Below are 16,596 nucleotides of genomic sequence, written 5' to 3'. Positions count from 1 at the left end.
ACGAAGACACTAAGGCACGAAGAAGAAAAAGCGGAATGCCTGCGGCGCTCATGCAGCCAGTTCCTTATACCCGTCGCGCTCCAGTTCCAGCGCGAGCTCCGCACCGCCGGTCCGCGTGATACGGCCATCGGCAAGAACATGGACAAAGTCGGGCTTCACATAGTCGAGCAACCGCTGATAATGGGTGATGAGCAACACAGCCTTGTCCGGCTTGCGCATGATGCGGTTGATGCCGTCGCCCACCACGCGCAGCGCGTCGATGTCGAGGCCGCTGTCGGTCTCATCGAGGATCGCGAGCGCGGGATCGATGATGCCCATTTGCACCATCTCGTTGCGTTTCTTCTCGCCGCCGGAGAATCCGACATTCACCGGACGCTTGAGCATATCCATATCCATGCCCAGTGCGCCCGCTTGCTCGCGCGCGACCTTCAGGAATTCGCTGCCGGTCAGTGGAGCCTCGCCGCGATGCTTGCGCTGCGCATTCAGCGCCTCGCGCAGGAACTGGACGTTGGAAACGCCGGGGATTTCGACCGGATATTGGAAACCCAGAAACAGGCCAGCGGCGGCACGCTCATGCGGCTCCATGCCGAGCAGGTCTTCGCCGTTGAACGTCACCGATCCTTCGGTCACTTCATAGCCGGGCCGCCCTGACAGCACATAACCAAGCGTCGATTTGCCCGCGCCATTGGGGCCCATAATCGCATGGATTTCGCCCGCGTTCAGACTGAGCGTAAGCCCCTTCAGGATCGGCTTGTCGGCAACGGTTGCGTGGAGGTTAGTTATTTGGAGCATTAGTTTTTCCACTTGCTTCAGCGCTTGCGTTGTCTTGATCCATCATGTCGGCCATGTTTTCGGACAGGCTTTCCGCGCTGACTAAAGCCGATTCAATCATTGCACTTCGCTGTTCCGAACTTCGGTTGGGATACTGTTCCAAGATTTTCTCGGCGTCTGATTGAGCACTTTTACGGACCGGCAGGCACGTTTCACGTGACTTAGCACCGATAGCGCGCATGGCGTTGCCATCGGACTTCATACCTTCGCCGATGCCCACGTTGACCGCTGCTACAAGGCAATCCAGATATGGCTTGATTGCTGAGCCAATTTCACTTGGGAATGATACAGATAATTCCTGGACCGCCACCACTTTTGCGTCGCCCTGTGCAGGCGCCGAAGCTGAAGTTGACAAAGCTAGAACTAAAGACAGCAACATCACCCCACCGACCCCTCAAGCGAAATCCCCAACAACTTCTGCGCCTCGACCGCAAATTCCATCGGCAATTGCTGCAGAACTTCTTTGGCGAAGCCGTTGACGATCAGGGCGACTGCTTCTTCCTGCCCCAGCCCACGCTGCATCGCGTAGAATAGCTGGTCGTCGGAAATCTTGCTGGTCGTTGCCTCATGCTCGATCTGCGCGCTGGGGTTGCGGACCTCGATATAGGGAACGGTGTGCGCCCCGCACAGGGAGCCCAACAGCAAGGAATCACACTGGGTAAAGTTGCGCACGCCTTCCGCATTGGGCGCGACGCGCACCAGTCCGCGATAGGTGTTGTTGCTGTGCCCGGCGCTGATGCCCTTGGACACGATGGTGGAGCGTGAGCCCTTGCCATTGTGGATCATCTTGGTGCCCGTGTCGGCCTGCTGGTAATTGTTGGTCACCGCGACCGAGTAAAATTCGCCGACGCTGTTTTCGCCATTAAGCACGCATGAAGGATATTTCCACGTCACCGCGCTGCCGGTCTCGACCTGGGTCCAGGAGACCTTCGACCGCGCGCCCTGACACAAGGCACGCTTGGTCACGAAGTTATAGATGCCGCCCTTGCCCTCGGCATCGCCGGGGTACCAGTTCTGCACCGTCGAATATTTGATCTCTGCATCGTCGAGCGCGACCAGTTCGACCACAGCGGCGTGGAGTTGGTTTTCGTCGCGCATCGGCGCGGTGCAGCCTTCGAGATAGGACACATAGCTGCCCTTGTCGGCCACGATCAGCGTGCGTTCAAACTGGCCGGTATTTTCGGCGTTGATGCGGAAATAGGTGGAAAGCTCCATCGGGCATCGCACACCTTCAGGGATGTAGACGAAGGTGCCGTCGGAAAAGACCGCGCAGTTGAGCGTCGCGAAATAATTGTCGCGCATCGGCACAACCTTGCCGAGCCATTTCTTCACCAGTTCCGGATATTCCTTGATGGCCTCGGAAATGGACCGGAAGATCACGCCAGCGCGTTCCAGTTCGGCGCGGAAGGTGGTTGCGACGGACACGCTATCAAACACCGCATCGACCGCAACGCGGCGCGCAGGCAGTCCGCCATCCCCGCTTTCGCCCGGATCGCTTTCGACACCGGCGAGCAGTTTCTGTTCGGCAATCGGGATGCCCAGCTTTTCGTAAACGCGCAGGATTTCGGGATCGACCTCGTCCAGACTACCGAGCTTTGGCTTGGCCTTTGGCGCGGCGTAATAATAAGCGTCCTGATAATCGATGGGCGGGACGTTCAGCTTGGCCCAGTCGGGCGGCGTCATCGTCTTCCACATGGCAAAGGCCTTCAGCCGCCATTCGAGCATCCATTCCGGCTCGTTCTTCTTGGCCGAAATGAAGCGGACGGTATCCTCGTTCAGGCCCTTGGGCGCGAAATCGGTTTCGATGTCGGACGACCAGCCATGTTCATAGTCCGCAACCTTGTCGGCGGCATCCCACGCAGCTTGATCCTTGATGGCGGTATCGTCGTTCATGCGGCCCGCCCCACGGCAAGGCTGCTGAGCGAGACATCGGACAGGGCGCTGCGGACCGCATTGTTCACAATCGCCCAATGCGGCTTGATATTGCAGTCCGGTTCAATCGCGCAGTTGCAGGTGGACGCATTTATACAGTTGGTCATGGCAATCGGCCCTTCCACCGCCTCGATAATATCGGCCAGCGTGATCGCCGCAGCGGGACGTGCAAGCTGGATACCGCCGCCTGCACCCCGGACAGAGCGGAGAAGTCCGCCTTTGGTCAAAATGCTCACCAGTTTTTGTACGGTGGGAAGCGCGATTCCGGTTTCGCTCGCCAGTTCCGTTGCGGACGTACGCAAGCTGCCGCAATGGCGCGACGCCGCACTCATAACGACCACTGCATAATCTGCCATATTGGACAAGCGCATGTGCGAAACCTTAATCAGACAAATTTATTCCGATTTCAGGCAAATGGTCCTTTTGCAGGCAAAAATCAACCCGGAAAGGTCTCGATATCGCGGTAATTGTCTTTCGACAGCCAGATACGGAGGATTTTTGTATCATCGCCATCCAGCGTCCCCGGGGTTCGTCCCGCAAATTGCCGGATTTCCCGAATCATGTGCGGCTGGTCGTAGAAAAGCGACTCGATCTGGGCGCGTAGCGTGTTGGTGCAGTTGGGGTCGATCAGCATACTTGCCGCTCGAAGCGCCCTATATTTGCGCATCAACGGTTTGGGGGCCGAACCGAAATATCGCGTAATGAGCCGTGCGGCGGTGCTGCGCGACATATCCAGCATCGGATAAAGCTTCTCGACATTGGGTTCCAGGTCACTGGAGAGCCAATTTATGACCGTGTGCACCATATGCATATGCGATGGTGGAACCGGCCGTACTAGGGACAGAAGAAGGGCGGTTGCCTTTTCGACCATTTCGGCCACGCGCATCGTTCCCTGCCGGTGCCCTGTGCTAAACTCTTCGGCCAGTTGGTCGACCTTCGGACCGAACAGTTCGGACGCCGGAACGGCCCGGTCCGCATATAGATTTGCAGCCTTTCCGGTCAGCGCCACGAATCCCAAGGGGGAAAGCGCAAAGCCCAGATCGTAAAGGGGGCCTTCAAAGTCGAATTCCGCAGCGGCAAGACCCGGGCCAAAGACAGTTGCGTCGGCAACCTCGACGATATCGCCATTTTGAAATTTCAATGTACCCCGCCCGCTGAGCAGGAATATCAGATGGCCAAGTGCTGCCGGTTGCCGGTCGCGTATCGCAGGTTCATCGCAGCGGAAAAAATAGATCTGTGTGACATAGGGTGCCAGTTCGGCCGCTGGTGCGAAATGCGTGACTTCGATTTTGTCGGGGGAAGTAAAAGATGAGTGCTGGTCGTTCACCGGCGTGTCGGTACGCTCAAGTCCGTCACTGCGACCCTCATGCATGAAAGCGACCTCGATTTATCGTTTAGCTTGTTTGGCCCCTGTGGCACTGACCCGAAGCTAGGCGAGAGAGGCTAAAGCTGCAAGCTCATCTCTTGCTGAGTACATAGGCATCGAGTGCGGCGGCTTGTGCGCTGTCGAACCGCAGCCCCAACTTGCTGCGCCGCCAGAGTATATCGTCTGCCGATCGCGCCCATTCCTGGTCGATCAGATAATCGACCTCTGCCGCGTAAAGACCATGGCCGAAGTCCGTCCCGAGATCGGCGATGGCCTTGGCCTCGCCAATCCACTTCTGTGCGCTTGTGCCATAGGACCGCACCAGTCGCCGGATCAGCGGCATGGGTAGGAAGGGATAAAGCGTGGCGAACCGGCTGCACAACGCCTCTGCCCCGTCCATAGGGAAATCCCCACCGGGCAGCGGTTTTTCGAGGGTCCAACTAGGCCCCGCCAGCATCGGTAAATACTCGGCCAGTTTGCCAACGGCGCTCTCGGCTAGGTGGCGATAGGTGGTGATTTTTCCACCGAAGATGGAGAGCAACGGCGCTGTTCCCTGCGCATCGGTGTCCAGATCGAAATGATAGCCCCGCGATGCCGTCTCGGGTTTGCCGGAGCCGTCGTCGACGAGCGGCCGGACGCCGGCGTAGCTGTAGATCACATCATCAGGCGTTATCTTCTGTTTGAAATAGACGCCCGCGGATTCACAGATGTAGCGGATTTCTTCCTCGGTCGCGGTAATATTGTCGAGCGGCCCTTGATGGTCCGCATCGGTGGTGCCGATCAGGGTAAAATCATCCTCATAGGGGATGGCAAAGAAAATGCGGCCGTCGGGATTCTGGCAGAAATAGGCTTGTGGCGTGTCGAACATCTTGGCCACGACGATATGCGATCCTCTTACCAGACGTATGCGCTCATCGGGCTTGCGCTGATGTCCGGTTGTGCGCGCCAACAGGTCCAGCACCGCGGGGCCGGCTGCATTGGCCACGGCACGTGCCGTAACGGCAGGCTGGCCAGCAATTTCGATATGCCAGAGCCCGTCACGGCGTTCGAGATGTGTGACTTCGGCGCGGGTGCGTATGTCCGCACCATGTTCTGCTGCATCCAAGGCGTTCAGGACAACCAGCCGTGCGTCATCCACCCAGCAATCCGAATATTCGAAGGCTTTGTCATATTCGGGCTTCAAAGGCGCTCCTGCCGGGGAATCATGCAGGTGAAGCGTGCGGGTGGCGGGCAATTTCTTGCGCCCGCCGATATGGTCGTACAAAAACAGGCCCAGCCGAACGAGCCACGCGGGGCGGATGCCCTTTTGGTGTGGCAGCACAAAACGCAGCGGCCAGATGATATGGGGCGCAATCGCCCAAAGCCGTTCTCGCTCGATGAGAGATTCGCGCACCAGCGCGAATTCATAATGTTCCAGATAGCGCAGCCCGCCATGAATCAGCTTTGTCGATGCCGAAGATGTCCCGCGCGCCAGATCGCCTCGTTCCAGCAACAGGACCTTCGCCCCGCGTCCGGCAGCATCACGGGCTATTCCCACTCCATTGACGCCGCCACCGACGATGACGAGGTCGTAAATCTGTTCAGTCATAAAAATGCCCATGCGAAAGCGGCAGATGCGACGAAGGCCATGAACGTAGCCAGCATCACCGGCAATAGTGCTTTCCAGCCCTGGCTTAAAAGCAGATCGAGACGCGACCGCATGGCAGTTGCTGTAACCGCGAAAAGCAGCATCGCCTTTGATGCAACCAAACCATATTCAGCCACCCAAGCCGGGGCATCTATGACCGAGTTGAGCGCGACAGCGGCAAAAAAGGCCAGAATGAACCATGGGAGCTTAAGCTTGGCGATTAGACCCTTCGGTTTTCCGCCGCTGCTTCCGATTGCCAAGCCGATGAGGGCAACCGCAGGAGCCAGAAGCGCGACGCGCGAAAGCTTGACGATGGTGGCGACTTCGCCCGCATTTTGGGAATAGCTGTATCCGCCACCCAACGCTTGTGCCACGTCATGTACCGCCGCTCCCATCAGAAAGCCTGCCTGCTTGTCGCTGAAATCCAAAGCCGCGGCGATTAACGGGTAAAATGACATCGCAATCGCGCTCGCCAAAGCAACGCCGACGAGGGTCAGGGTGAACTGGTTCTGGTTCAAGCGTTCCCGCCCGATCACGGCATAAATGGCGAGCGCCGCCGAGGCCCCGCAGATGGCCGTGGCTCCGCCCGCAAGCCAGCCTGCATAACGGCTTTGCCCACCCCAATGCGCGCCGAGCAGGCCTGCGCCGATCACGATCGTCATGATGCCGATCAGGCCCAGAAATGCGACAATGCCCAGACTGCCAATCTGCATGGCGGTGACCTGCGTCCCCAGCAACACGATGCCCCAACGCAGGCAGGATGTGCCGCAGAAATCAAGGCCGGGATGGACCTTACGTTCGGCCGAGACGAAGTTCAGGGCAAGACCGATCAACAATCCCGCCAGAATAACCGGCATGGCATAATGTTCGGAAAACCATGTGGCCGCCGCGGATGCGATGGCCACAACCGCAATTCCGGGAAAGAGCGCACGGACCGCAAGACGGGTGCGCGCCGCCGGATTCTCCTCGGCGAGATAGGTCTCGCCATAGAGGTCGGCGATATAATTCGCGTTTATGTCTTGCGGTGTCATATGGCCTTCTATAGGCAAGTCTGTGAAAGATGCCAGCATTAAGCAGGCCGGAGAGAGGACGCAATGGCAACAGATACCGGCAAGTGGATTCGCTACGGCCTGATCGCGCTGCTGTTTTTCGGAACAGCGCTGAACTATCTTGATCGGCAGGTTCTCGCATTATTGAAACCGACGCTTCAGGTCGAATTTGGCTGGAGCGATCGTGAATTCGGGCATTTCGGCTCTGCGTTCCAGATTGCCACGGCTGTGGCATTGCTTGGAATAGGCTGGTTTATCGACCGCTTTGGCGTGCGTTGGGGCTATGGTTTGGCAGTTGCCGTCTGGAGCCTCGCCGGCATGGCCCATGCCTATGCCAGCACGGTCGGGCAATTTGTCGCCGCCCGCGTCACCTTGGCGGTGGCAGAGTCGGTGAATACGCCGGCCGCCATGAAATCGGCCGCAACCTATCTGCCGATCCGCGAGCGGTCGGTCGGCATCGGCGTAATCAATAGTGCCGCCAATATCGGCGCGATCCTTGCGCCGCTGACGGTGCCGTGGATTGCCATCACCTATGGCTGGCAAGAGGCGTTCATTATCACGGGCGCTCTCGGCTTTGTGTGGCTGATCTTTTGGTGGCTCGGTACGAGCAAGTTGACGCCTCTTGGCGACGCGGCCATCGCGGCGACCCAGCCAAAGGAAAAGGGACCGCCCTGGCGCGAACTGTTGAAGGAACGCCGGACCTGGGCCGTTGCCGGTGCAAAGCTTCTGACCGATCTTGTCTGGTGGTTTATCCTGTTCTGGGCACCCGATTTCTTTGCACGGCAGTTCGGGCTGGGGCAGGCGGAAATAGGCGGGCCGACGGCGGTGGTTTATGCGTTGGCGGCTGTCGGTGCGCTGACCAGCGGCATCCTGTTTCCCATTCTGCTAGGCCGTGGCATGACGCCCAACGGCGCGCGTAAATCCTCGATGTTTTTCTACGCCCTTCTGATCTTGCCTATTCCGCTGGCTTTGCAGGCGCCCAATGAATGGATGGCGGCGCTGATCATCGGTCTTGCGCTGTTCGCGCATCAGGGCTTTTCGACCAATATCTTTGGCATGACCGCCGATATCATCCCGGCGCGGCAAGTCGGCAGCGTGATCGCAATTGGTGCGCTGGTGGGCAATCTCAGCGGCGCGGCGATGCTGGAATTCGCGGGCTGGTCATTGGATTCAGGTTATGGCTACACGCCGATGTTCGCCATGTGCGCCAGCGCCTATCTCTTGGCGCTGCTCTGGATCCACATCATGCAGCCCAAGCTTGAGGTCGTAAACAGCGCAGAATGAAAAGGGGCGTCGTGCGGGCGATAGGCCCGGTTCGACGCATCCGCTTATCAGGCTTTGGCTAGTCCCTGGCTGGTAACCAGTTCCTGAAGCTCGCCGGCTTCGTACATTTCCATCATGATGTCTGAACCGCCCAGAAACTCGCCTTTGACGTAAAGCTGCGGAATGGTTGGCCAATCGCTATATTCCTTGATGCCCGACCGGATTTCCATGTCCTGCAGCACATCAACGCTTTCATAGGTGACACCCAGATGGTCGAGTATGGCGACCGCTTTGCTGGAGAAACCGCATTGCGGGAAAAGCGGCGTGCCTTTCATGAAAAGCACCACATCATTCGTCTTGACGATTCCGTCGATCCGTTCGTTCACGCTCATACTCTTCACTCCAAATTCAAGGTGTTGCGGTGGTCAGTTGCAGGGCGTGCAATACACCGCCCATTTTTCCGCCCAAGGCATCATAAACTGCTTTGTGCTGCTTCACGCGCGGCAATCCGCGAAAGCTCTCGCTGACGACGCGTGCGGCATAGTGATTCCCGTCACCGGCGAGATCGGTGATCTCGACCAACGCATCGGGAAGGGCGGCCTTGATCATGCCTTCGATTTCGTCCGCCGCCATCGCCATCAGGCTTGCTCGATAAACTGGCGGCGTGCTTCGACCATCTTGGCGTCCAGAGCGGCGCGGATCATGGCATCGTCGACCTCGACACCGGCGGAGGTCAGATCGCCCAGCAATTTGCGAATGACATCTTCATCGCCTGCTTCTTCGAAATCGGCTTGCACAACCGAAGTCGCATAGGATGTGGTTTCTTCAGGCGTCAGGCCCATCTTTTCCGCGGCCCATTGACCGATCAGCTTGTTGCGGCGTGCCGTAATCTTGAACTGCAGATCGGCGTCATGCGCGAATTTGTTCTCGAAGGCATTTTCGCGACTATCAAAGGTGGTCATGGTGCGGTTCCTGTAATTGGATGTGACAAAGATAATGGTTCAGGCGCTGATCGACAAGGCGACTCATGCTAAATGTGCACGACAAGCTTGCCGACGGCAGCCCGATCCCCGAGCCGTGCAATCGCTTGTCCGGCATTTTCCAAGGTGAATGTTTCGGAAATGCGCGGCTTGATCTTGCCCTCGGCATACAAGCTGAACAGTTCAGCGACATTGGCGTGGTTCTTGGCAGGGGTACGCGCGGCAAAGGCGCCCCAGAAGACTCCGCAAATATCGCAGCTTTTCAGCAAGGTCAGATTGAGTGGCAATTTCGCGATGCCCGCGGGGAAACCGACGACCAGAAATTTGCCTTCCCAGGCAATCGAACGGACGGCAGGTTCGCTATAATCGCCGCCGACCGTGTCATAGATGATGTTGAAACCATCCTTACCCGCGGCGGCCTTGAACATCTCTGCCACGGCTTTTGACTGGTCCTTGTCGAACGGCTGATGCGGGTAAACGACGACGTCATCGGCACCGGCTTCGCGCGCGATCTGCGCCTTGGCTTCGCTCGACACACCGGCTACCACGCGGCCGCCGAAGGCCTTGGCCAGTTCAATTGCCGAAATGCCGATGCCGCCTGCGCCGCCGAGAACGAGGACATTGTCGCCCTCCTTCATATGGCCGCGATCTTTCAGGGCGTGGATCGATGTGGCGTAGGTCATCAAAAGCGATGCGCCATCGTCGAACGACATGGCATCAGGCATTTTGAAGCAATTGAAGGCCGAAACTGCGACCTTTTCGGTCAGCCCGCCATTCCCGCACAGTCCGATAACGCGGTCGCCAACGGCAAAGCCGGTTACGCCGTCACCGACGGCTTCGACTATGCCTGCAATCTCGCCACCCGGGGCAAAGGGACGGGCGGGCTTGAACTGGTAAAGGTCGACAATCATCAGCGTGTCGGGAAAGTTGATCGAACAAGCCTTAACCGAAACAACAACCGTGCCGGGTGCGGCTGCTGGTTCCGGCAGCTCGCCCATGACGAGTGTTTCGGGACCACCGCAGGCCGTTGACAGTAAAGCTTTCATTTCAAGTTCCTCTCACCTGTGCGCGAACGCGCCATTATTTTTTAGACGGCCGATGGTACCAGCCAGGGCCGGTCTTGGGCCAGACGGCTTTCATAGCTGCCGATTGCGTCGCTGCTTTCCAGCGTCAAGCCGATCTCGTCGACACCGTTCAGCAGGCAGTACTTGCGAAAAGGGTCGATCTCGAATTCGAACCGGTCCTGAAACGGCGTCGTTACGGTCTGCGTTTCCAGATCGATATGGATCGGATCGGTCTTTGCAACTTCCAGCAACCGGTCAATCGCGGTCTGGGGCAACACAATCGCCAGCAATCCGTTTTTGAACGCATTGCCCGAGAAAATGTCGGAAAAGCTGGGTGCAATAACCGCCGAGATACCGAGGTCGGCCATGGCCCATGCAGCATGTTCGCGGCTCGACCCGCATCCGAAATTGTCGCCAGCGATCAATATCGGGGAACCGGTGAATTCCGGATCGTCGAAAACATTGCCCTCGACCGCGCGCAAGCTTTGAAAGGCGCCTTTGCCAAGGCCGGTGCGGCTGATCGTTTTCAGCCACTCAGCGGGAATGATGATGTCGGTGTCGACATTTTTGAGGCCAAGGGGATAGGCGCGGCCTTCGACGGTTGAAATGGGCTGCATCGCGTTCAGTCCGTGTCGATCTTGGGCTGGTTTTCGCTCTGTGGATCAATTTCGGGTTCGGGCGACAGCGGTTCCAGCTTGCCCTTCTTCTGCGTCAGGCTGCGCCGACCGGCATAGAGCAATGCCGCCATAAGTGCAGCGGAGCCCACAGCCGCGCCGACTTTGGCGCCTGTCGACCATTTTTCGTCTTCGGATTTTGTCTTTTTCTCGGTCATTGCTGATTTCCTTATCCCCCAGCCTTAGCTTTGGCCGTCCGGACAAGTAAAGGGGCTTTGGCCTATTTGTTGAACCTGCGGGCTAGACGGCGCCACAAAGGAGGCCGTTGCTTTTGCGGAAGCGACTGGCCCGTGGCGTCGAGCAAAAATTTGGCAAGGAGGAGCGCCTGATTGCGCGTCATCAGAAAATGGTGGCTATCGATCTTTTTCTGGTCAAGCGCTTGCTGGGATACAGTGCTCTGAAGGCGCAAGTCGATCGACGCGCCCAAGTCCTGATGCGTCCAACCGACAACAACGCCCATATGGTGTGCAGGCTCTGCTAAGCCCGCCTGCTTTTTGACTGCACGTTTCGCCATCCTACCCTCCAACAAGGATTTTACATCCTGCGGCAGCTAATGCGAGTCAAGATTTCCAAGTGCTTTTGCCCCGTAATTTCTGTCAGCGGTTAAGCTCGCGCACATCGGTCAATCGCCCGGTGACAGCGGCCGCAGCCGCCATGGCGGGGGATACCAGATGAGTCCGCGCGCCGGGCCCTTGCCGGCCGACAAAGTTCCGGTTGCTGGTCGACGCGCACCGTTCGCCCGGCGGCACCTTGTCCGGGTTCATGCCAAGGCATGCCGAACATCCCGGTTCGCGCCATTCAAAACCGGCGTCGGTAAATATCCGGTCGAGCCCCTCTTCTTCGGCTTGCCGCTTCACAAGGCCGGAACCCGGAACCACGATCGCCCATTTGACTGCATCGGCCTTTTTGCGATTTTTCAGCACGGCGGCGGCGGCACGCAGGTCCTCGATCCGGCTGTTGGTGCAACTGCCGATGAAGATATTCTGAACCTCGATTTCGGTAAGCTTGGTTCCCGCCGACAGGCCCATATAATCCAGCGATTTTTGCGCCGCGACCTGTTTGGACGGGTCGGCAAAGCTGGCGGGGTCGGGAATGGATCCCGTTATAGGCAAGACATCCTCGGGCGAGGTGCCCCATGTGACGCTGGGCGCGATATCGGCTGCGTCGATGATGACCACCTTGTCATATGCAGCGCCTGCATCGGTGGCGAGGCTGCGCCAATAGGCGACTGCTGCATCCCATTGCGCGCCTTTGGGGGCCATGGGACGGCCCTTCAGATAGGCAAATGTCACATCGTCAGGCGCAACCAGACCAGCGCGCGCGCCATGTTCGATCGCCATGTTCGATATGGTCAGCCGCCCTTCAATGCTGAGTGCGCGGATTACCGATCCGGTATATTCGATAACATAACCCGTTCCGCCCGAAGCCCCGAGCACGCCGGTGATGTGCAGCACGACATCCTTTGCCGAAACACCGGGGCCAAGTTCACCATCGACACGGACTTCCATGGATTTGGACTGTTTGAGCTGGAGCGTCTGTGTCGCCAGAACATGCTCGACCTCGGACGTGCCGATACCAAACGCCAATGCGCCAAGCCCGCCATGACTGGCGGTATGGCTGTCGCCGCAGACAATCGTTGTTCCCGGCAAAGAAAATCCCTGCTCGGGCCCCACCACATGGACAATGCCCTGTTCCAGATCGGCATCGGCAATATAGCGGATACCGAAGGCAGGGGCATTGCGTTCAAGTGCGTCCAACTGAGCCGCGCTTTCGGGGTCGGCGATGGGAATGCGGTTGCCCGCACCATCGCGCCGCGCGGTCGTGGGAAGATTATGGTCGGGGACTGCCAAAGTCAGGTCGGGGCGACGCACGGTGCGTCCGGCGACGCGCAGTCCTTCAAAAGCCTGCGGACTGGTGACTTCATGGACCAGATGGCGATCAATGAAGATCAGGCAAGTGCCGTCATCCCGTTGTTCGACGACATGGGCGTTCCAGATTTTTTCGTAAAGGGTTTGGGGCGCTGACATAATGAATGTTGCCATAGAAGCGATTGCAGCGAAATCAAGTGAGGCGACTGCTTGTGCACTTCATTCTCCTATAAAAAGTCGCTAGAGAGGCCGAATGAGCATTCCGGTCATTCTGTTGATTATTCTTGCCACCGTCCTTGCGATGGAATGGGTCGCGTGGGCGAGCCATAAATATATCATGCATGGCTGGGGCTGGGGTTGGCACCGTGACCATCACGAGCCGCACGATAATGTCCTTGAGAAAAACGATCTTTACGGGATTGTCGGCGCGGTGATGAGCATTTCGATGTTCGCCATCGGCAGCCCGCTTGTTCTGGGCGCCAATGCCTGGGAGCCGGGGACATGGGTTGGCCTGGGCATCATGTTCTATGGAATCATCTATACCGTGGTCCATGATGGTTTGGTGCATCAGCGTTACTTCAAATATGTGCCGCGCAGCGGCTATGCCAAGCGGCTCGTGCAGGCCCACAAGCTGCACCATGCGACAATTGGCAAGGAAGGCGGCGTCAGCTTCGGCTTTGTCTTTGCGCGGGATCCGGCCAAGCTGAAGGCGGAATTGAAGGTCCAGCGCGAGGCAGGCATCGCCGTGGTCCGCGACGCCGCTCTCTAAAATTCAGGCTTCGGGCCTCCGCCAGATCCACGTTAGGGAAACCACCGCGACGCCCAGCGGGATCAACGACCATGGTAGCGGCAGGGTCGCAAGGCTGATCGCGATACTGATGGCAAAAGCGGTTGCGGCGGACCATTTCGCCCGCCGCGACACAACGCCCTTTTCCCGCCAAGCGACCAGATGGTGGCCAAAATGGGGGTGGTTCATCAGACGCGCCTCAAGCGCCGGGCTGCTGCGCGCGAAGCAAAAGGCGGCCAAAATCATGAACGGCACCGTGGGCAACAAGGGTAAAACCGTGCCCAAGGTTCCCAGTGCTACCGATGTGAAGCCGGCTGCGAGATAAAGCCGCCTTTTAATCAATATTGGTGCACCGCCTTGGTGACATAATAGCTGTCGAGGCCCTCGGGTCCGCCTTCGCTACCAAATCCGGATTCTTTTACCCCGCCAAAGGGCGCGTCCGGCATCGAGATGACAAAGCTGTTCAGGCCGACCATGCCTGTGTCGAGCGCGTCGGCGACCAGATTGGCCTGCCGGGCATTTTCGGTAAAGGCATAGGCCGCCAAACCGAAGGGCAGGCGATTGGCCTGCGCAATGGCCTCGTCAAAATCCTTGAAGGGCCGGATCAACGCAACGGGGCCAAAGGGCTCGTCCGTCATGATGTCGGCTGTCATCGGAACATCGGCCAGCACGGTGGGCTGATAGAAATAGCCACCTTCGCCACGTTCGCCGCCAGCGAGCAATTTTGCCCCTTTGTCGGTGGCATCGCGCACCAGCTTTTCAATGGTGGGCGGACGGCGATCATTGGCGAGCGGACCCATGATGGTGCTCGCATCGAGGCCGTTGCCCATCTGCACCTTCTTCGTTGCTTCGGCAAAGCCGGCGACGAACCGGTCATAAATGCCTTCCTGCACATAAAAGCGCGTTGGCGAAATGCAGACCTGTCCGGCATTCCGGAACTTCTGCGTGGACGACAGCTTGATGGCTTTTTCCAGATCGCAATCGTCGAATACCAGGACAGGGGCGTGTCCGCCCAGCTCCATTGTGGTACGCTTCACGCCGTCAGCCGCCAGCTTCAACAGATGTTTGCCGACAGGTACCGACCCTGTGAAGCTGACCTTGCGGATAACCGGTGAGGCAATGAGGTGGCGGCTAACCATATCGGGAACGCCATAGACCAACTGGGCGACATGGCCCGGAACGCCGCCGTCAATGACGCACTGCATGATCGCGCTGGTGCAATGGGGTGTTTCTTCTGGCGGCTTGGCAATGATCGAGCATCCGGCGGCCAGCGCGGCGGCCATCTTCTTGCACATCAGATTGACCGGGAAGTTCCAAGGGGAAAAGGCGGCTACCGGCCCGACGGGTTGTTTCAGGACGAGCGAGCGCTGCCCTGTGGGGCGCACCAGAACCCGGCCATAGCTGCGCTTGGCTTCTTCGGCGAAATAATCGAATTGCGATGCGCAGGACAGGACTTCGGTCCGTGCTTCGGCCAATGGCTTGCCCTGCTCGGTGGTCAGCAGCACTGCAATATCTTCGGCACGTTCACGGATAAGTCCCGCAACCTTGTGTAAAATTGCCGCGCGCTCATTAACGTCGACGGCGCGCCAATGGGCGAATCCCTTGGCCGTTGCGTCTAGTGCCTCGTCCAGATCGGCGGCGGTTGCCAGCGGCAATTCCGCAATCACGGCTCCAGTGGCCGGATTGACGACATTGTGGATGTCGCGACCTTCGCCGCGCCGCCAGCTACCGTTGATGTAGATACCGAGTTCGCTTGTGCTGTTCATTTGGAAATCCCGCAATTTTTTCTATGCGGGGCATGTAGGCCTCAGGGCGCGCTATGGGAACCCCGCGCGAGGGAAATTTTCATCAGCCAGAAAGTCGGCAGCCCGGCAAACAGCAAGGCGATCCCCCATCCCAAGGCCTCCCACCCTGCGCCGTAAATGGTCCACAGCGAATAAAGCATGGCGAACAGGATGATCGCGGTGAACCCCTTGGTCGCGGGGATCTGGCCGCGCATCATCAGGCGTGCGGCAGCAGCAGCGCAGCCGAAATACATGACCAATACGATGGCCGTTGTGAGGACGATCAGAAATTCGAACATTGCAGACAGCGACCGGCTGCTGTTCATCAGGATGACGACAGTCAAAAGGCAGGTTGTGAAAAGATGGGCGTTGCGTGGTGTGCCATTGGGGGCTGCTTTCCCCATAAAGGCGGGGAACATGCCATCGCGCGCCATCGCGGCGGGCAATTCCCCTTGGCACATGACCCACCCGTTGAGCGCGCCGAGTGCGCTGATTGCACCGAAGGCGGCAATCGCCGTCCCTGCATTCGCGCCGCCAAAGGTTTCGACAAACAGCGCAAAGGGCGCTGGCGAGGCTGCGGTCAATGCGGCCGGTAGCATCAGGACGACGGCTGAGCAGACCAATATGTAGACCAGCCCTGCACCGCCGGTGCCGAGCAGTGTCGCCCGTCCGATGGTGCGCTCCGCATTTTCCACCTTATCCGCCGGAACGGTCGCTGTCTCCAACCCCAGCATCGCCCAAAGTGTCAGGATCGTGGCCGCCGAAATAGCCGACAAGGACAGGTCCTGAGTCGCAAATGGGCGCACGACGGCGATGCCCTGTTGCGTCAGGACATAGGCGGCAAGGCCGATCACCGCGATCAGCGGTATGATCTTGATGATGGTCCACACAAGCTGGACCTGTCCGGCCAGCTTCGTGCCGCTGATATTGATCAACGTGAATGTCCAGACGATCGCCACCGTGGTCGCCGCCGAAATACCGGGTTCGCCCAACACAGGGAAAAGCTGGCTGAGATAACTGACCGCGCCGGTGGCGATGGCGGCGTTGCCAACCCACATGGAGATCCAATAGGCCCAGGCAATGGCAAAGCCTGCGCCGTCACCGAAGGCGGCACGGGAATAGGCATAGGGTCCGCCGGCTTTGGGCAGGATCCGGCTCAGCTTTCCAAAGACCGCCGCGACGCAAAGTGCGCCCGCCACCGTGATTAGCCAGCCAAAAGCAGAATTCCAGCCGAGCGGCGCGAGGCTGGCGGGCAATAGAAATACGCCCGAGCCAATCATGCTCCCCATTACGAGGGCGAGCGCCATCCAGAACCCCATGGGCCGGCTGGCCGCCATTGTGTCTTTATCCATACCCTATCCCCCGATGCGG

The 16,596-nt window shown here is 58.6% G+C and carries 20 protein-coding genes; 2 read left to right on the top strand and 18 right to left on the bottom strand.

Going from position 1 to position 16,596, the window contains the following annotated elements; genetic code table 11:
- Positions 1-48: 48 nt before the first annotated feature.
- The 7 genes from sufC to EUU25_RS11370 all read right to left on the bottom strand — a co-directional run bounded on the left by sufC (position 49) and on the right by EUU25_RS11370 (position 6,787).
- Complete coding sequence (sufC, locus tag EUU25_RS11400; RefSeq protein WP_158901075.1) at positions 49-792, bottom strand: Fe-S cluster assembly ATPase SufC; 744 nt, start codon at positions 790-792, stop codon at positions 49-51.
- Positions 776-1,210, bottom strand: coding sequence for a hypothetical protein (locus EUU25_RS11395; protein WP_158901073.1), 435 nt, complete (start codon positions 1,208-1,210; stop codon positions 776-778). The genes sufC and EUU25_RS11395 overlap by 17 nt, the downstream gene beginning before the upstream one ends.
- A complete protein-coding gene (gene sufB, locus EUU25_RS11390; RefSeq protein ID WP_158901072.1) occupies positions 1,210-2,724 on the bottom strand; it encodes a Fe-S cluster assembly protein SufB in 1,515 nt (504 codons plus the stop codon). The genes EUU25_RS11395 and sufB overlap by 1 nt, the downstream gene beginning before the upstream one ends.
- Positions 2,721-3,134, bottom strand: coding sequence for an SUF system Fe-S cluster assembly regulator (locus EUU25_RS11385; RefSeq protein WP_158901070.1), 414 nt, complete (start codon positions 3,132-3,134; stop codon positions 2,721-2,723). Before EUU25_RS11385 ends, sufB begins: the two co-directional genes overlap by 4 nt.
- Before the next feature lie 65 nt (positions 3,135-3,199).
- Complete coding sequence (locus EUU25_RS11380) at positions 3,200-4,135, bottom strand: helix-turn-helix domain-containing protein (RefSeq protein WP_158901068.1); 936 nt, start codon at positions 4,133-4,135, stop codon at positions 3,200-3,202.
- A gap of 85 nt (positions 4,136-4,220) precedes the next feature.
- On the bottom strand, positions 4,221-5,717 hold the full coding sequence (locus EUU25_RS11375; protein WP_158901066.1) for a glycerol-3-phosphate dehydrogenase: 1,497 nt from the start codon (positions 5,715-5,717) through the stop codon (positions 4,221-4,223).
- A complete protein-coding gene (locus EUU25_RS11370) occupies positions 5,714-6,787 on the bottom strand; it encodes a YeiH family protein (protein WP_158901064.1) in 1,074 nt (357 codons plus the stop codon). Before EUU25_RS11370 ends, EUU25_RS11375 begins: the two co-directional genes overlap by 4 nt.
- A 63-nt stretch (positions 6,788-6,850) precedes the next feature.
- On the opposite strand from EUU25_RS11370, the gene EUU25_RS11365 reads away from it, so the two are divergent.
- A complete protein-coding gene (locus EUU25_RS11365) occupies positions 6,851-8,089 on the top strand; it encodes an MFS transporter (protein WP_158901062.1) in 1,239 nt (412 codons plus the stop codon).
- Positions 8,090-8,136: 47 nt separating this feature from the next.
- Here the strand turns inward: EUU25_RS11365 and grxD are convergent, their stop codons facing one another.
- From grxD to leuC, 8 genes are all read right to left on the bottom strand, one after another.
- Entirely contained in the window at positions 8,137-8,460 is a 324-nt protein-coding gene (grxD, locus tag EUU25_RS11360; protein WP_158901060.1) for a Grx4 family monothiol glutaredoxin, read from the bottom strand.
- Positions 8,461-8,476: 16 nt separating this feature from the next.
- On the bottom strand, positions 8,477-8,707 hold the full coding sequence (locus EUU25_RS11355) for a BolA family protein (protein WP_158901058.1): 231 nt from the start codon (positions 8,705-8,707) through the stop codon (positions 8,477-8,479).
- Positions 8,707-9,030 (bottom strand): DUF1476 domain-containing protein, encoded by a 324-nt coding sequence (locus tag EUU25_RS11350; RefSeq protein WP_158901056.1) that lies wholly within the window; start codon positions 9,028-9,030, stop codon positions 8,707-8,709. The genes EUU25_RS11355 and EUU25_RS11350 overlap by 1 nt, the downstream gene beginning before the upstream one ends.
- Positions 9,031-9,098: 68 nt before the next feature.
- A complete protein-coding gene (locus tag EUU25_RS11345) occupies positions 9,099-10,094 on the bottom strand; it encodes an NADPH:quinone oxidoreductase family protein (RefSeq protein WP_158901054.1) in 996 nt (331 codons plus the stop codon).
- A gap of 41 nt (positions 10,095-10,135) precedes the next feature.
- Positions 10,136-10,729, bottom strand: a complete 594-nt coding sequence (gene leuD, locus EUU25_RS11340) for a 3-isopropylmalate dehydratase small subunit (RefSeq protein WP_158901052.1) — start codon at positions 10,727-10,729, stop codon at positions 10,136-10,138.
- A 5-nt stretch (positions 10,730-10,734) separates the two neighbouring features.
- Positions 10,735-10,944, bottom strand: a complete 210-nt coding sequence (locus tag EUU25_RS11335) for a hypothetical protein (RefSeq protein ID WP_158901050.1) — start codon at positions 10,942-10,944, stop codon at positions 10,735-10,737.
- Between the two features lie 62 nt (positions 10,945-11,006).
- Complete coding sequence (locus EUU25_RS11330) at positions 11,007-11,300, bottom strand: hypothetical protein (RefSeq protein ID WP_158901048.1); 294 nt, start codon at positions 11,298-11,300, stop codon at positions 11,007-11,009.
- Between the two features lie 82 nt (positions 11,301-11,382).
- Complete coding sequence (leuC, locus tag EUU25_RS11325) at positions 11,383-12,813, bottom strand: 3-isopropylmalate dehydratase large subunit (protein ID WP_158901046.1); 1,431 nt, start codon at positions 12,811-12,813, stop codon at positions 11,383-11,385.
- A gap of 94 nt (positions 12,814-12,907) precedes the next feature.
- Here leuC and EUU25_RS11320 point away from each other — a divergent pair, with 94 nt between their 5' ends.
- Positions 12,908-13,423, top strand: coding sequence for a sterol desaturase family protein (locus EUU25_RS11320; RefSeq protein ID WP_158901044.1), 516 nt, complete (start codon positions 12,908-12,910; stop codon positions 13,421-13,423).
- Between the two features lie 3 nt (positions 13,424-13,426).
- Here the strand turns inward: EUU25_RS11320 and EUU25_RS11315 are convergent, their stop codons facing one another.
- The 3 genes from EUU25_RS11315 to EUU25_RS11305 are packed head-to-tail and all read right to left on the bottom strand — an operon-like array spanning position 13,427 to position 16,577.
- Positions 13,427-13,780 (bottom strand): YbaN family protein, encoded by a 354-nt coding sequence (locus EUU25_RS11315; RefSeq protein WP_158903358.1) that lies wholly within the window; start codon positions 13,778-13,780, stop codon positions 13,427-13,429.
- On the bottom strand, positions 13,780-15,207 hold the full coding sequence (locus EUU25_RS11310) for an NAD-dependent succinate-semialdehyde dehydrogenase (RefSeq protein ID WP_158901042.1): 1,428 nt from the start codon (positions 15,205-15,207) through the stop codon (positions 13,780-13,782). The genes EUU25_RS11315 and EUU25_RS11310 overlap by 1 nt, the downstream gene beginning before the upstream one ends.
- 41 nt (positions 15,208-15,248) lie before the next feature.
- Positions 15,249-16,577: an amino acid permease gene (locus EUU25_RS11305; protein ID WP_187351270.1), complete on the bottom strand. Its 1,329-nt coding sequence runs from the start codon at positions 16,575-16,577 to the stop codon at positions 15,249-15,251.
- Positions 16,578-16,596 lie beyond the last annotated feature (19 nt).

This window comes from Sphingorhabdus lacus (assembly GCF_009768975.1).
Classification (GTDB): Bacteria; Pseudomonadota; Alphaproteobacteria; order Sphingomonadales; family Sphingomonadaceae; genus Sphingorhabdus_B; species Sphingorhabdus_B lacus.
The sequence above is the reverse complement of the archived record's forward strand: the minus strand, read 5'-3'. Positions and strand labels throughout refer to the sequence as shown.

Excerpts from the sequence above, each read along its gene's own strand:
- sufC (WP_158901075.1), bottom strand. The coding sequence starts at position 792 with ATGCTCCAAATAACTAACCTCCACGCAACCGTTGCCGACAAGCCGATC.
- EUU25_RS11395 (WP_158901073.1), bottom strand. The coding sequence starts at position 1,210 with ATGTTGCTGTCTTTAGTTCTAGCTTTGTCAACTTCAGCTTCGGCGCCT.
- sufB (WP_158901072.1), bottom strand. The coding sequence starts at position 2,724 with ATGAACGACGATACCGCCATCAAGGATCAAGCTGCGTGGGATGCCGCC.
- EUU25_RS11385 (WP_158901070.1), bottom strand. The coding sequence starts at position 3,134 with ATGCGCTTGTCCAATATGGCAGATTATGCAGTGGTCGTTATGAGTGCG.
- EUU25_RS11380 (WP_158901068.1), bottom strand. The coding sequence starts at position 4,135 with ATGCATGAGGGTCGCAGTGACGGACTTGAGCGTACCGACACGCCGGTG.
- EUU25_RS11375 (WP_158901066.1), bottom strand. The coding sequence starts at position 5,717 with ATGACTGAACAGATTTACGACCTCGTCATCGTCGGTGGCGGCGTCAAT.
- EUU25_RS11370 (WP_158901064.1), bottom strand. The coding sequence starts at position 6,787 with ATGACACCGCAAGACATAAACGCGAATTATATCGCCGACCTCTATGGC.
- EUU25_RS11365 (WP_158901062.1), top strand. The coding sequence starts at position 6,851 with ATGGCAACAGATACCGGCAAGTGGATTCGCTACGGCCTGATCGCGCTG.
- grxD (WP_158901060.1), bottom strand. The coding sequence starts at position 8,460 with ATGAGCGTGAACGAACGGATCGACGGAATCGTCAAGACGAATGATGTG.
- EUU25_RS11355 (WP_158901058.1), bottom strand. The coding sequence starts at position 8,707 with ATGGCGATGGCGGCGGACGAAATCGAAGGCATGATCAAGGCCGCCCTT.
- EUU25_RS11350 (WP_158901056.1), bottom strand. The coding sequence starts at position 9,030 with ATGACCACCTTTGATAGTCGCGAAAATGCCTTCGAGAACAAATTCGCG.
- EUU25_RS11345 (WP_158901054.1), bottom strand. The coding sequence starts at position 10,094 with ATGAAAGCTTTACTGTCAACGGCCTGCGGTGGTCCCGAAACACTCGTC.
- leuD (WP_158901052.1), bottom strand. The coding sequence starts at position 10,729 with ATGCAGCCCATTTCAACCGTCGAAGGCCGCGCCTATCCCCTTGGCCTC.
- EUU25_RS11335 (WP_158901050.1), bottom strand. The coding sequence starts at position 10,944 with ATGACCGAGAAAAAGACAAAATCCGAAGACGAAAAATGGTCGACAGGC.
- EUU25_RS11330 (WP_158901048.1), bottom strand. The coding sequence starts at position 11,300 with ATGGCGAAACGTGCAGTCAAAAAGCAGGCGGGCTTAGCAGAGCCTGCA.
- leuC (WP_158901046.1), bottom strand. The coding sequence starts at position 12,813 with ATGTCAGCGCCCCAAACCCTTTACGAAAAAATCTGGAACGCCCATGTC.
- EUU25_RS11320 (WP_158901044.1), top strand. The coding sequence starts at position 12,908 with ATGAGCATTCCGGTCATTCTGTTGATTATTCTTGCCACCGTCCTTGCG.
- EUU25_RS11310 (WP_158901042.1), bottom strand. The coding sequence starts at position 15,207 with ATGAACAGCACAAGCGAACTCGGTATCTACATCAACGGTAGCTGGCGG.
- EUU25_RS11305 (WP_187351270.1), bottom strand. The coding sequence starts at position 16,577 with ATGGATAAAGACACAATGGCGGCCAGCCGGCCCATGGGGTTCTGGATG.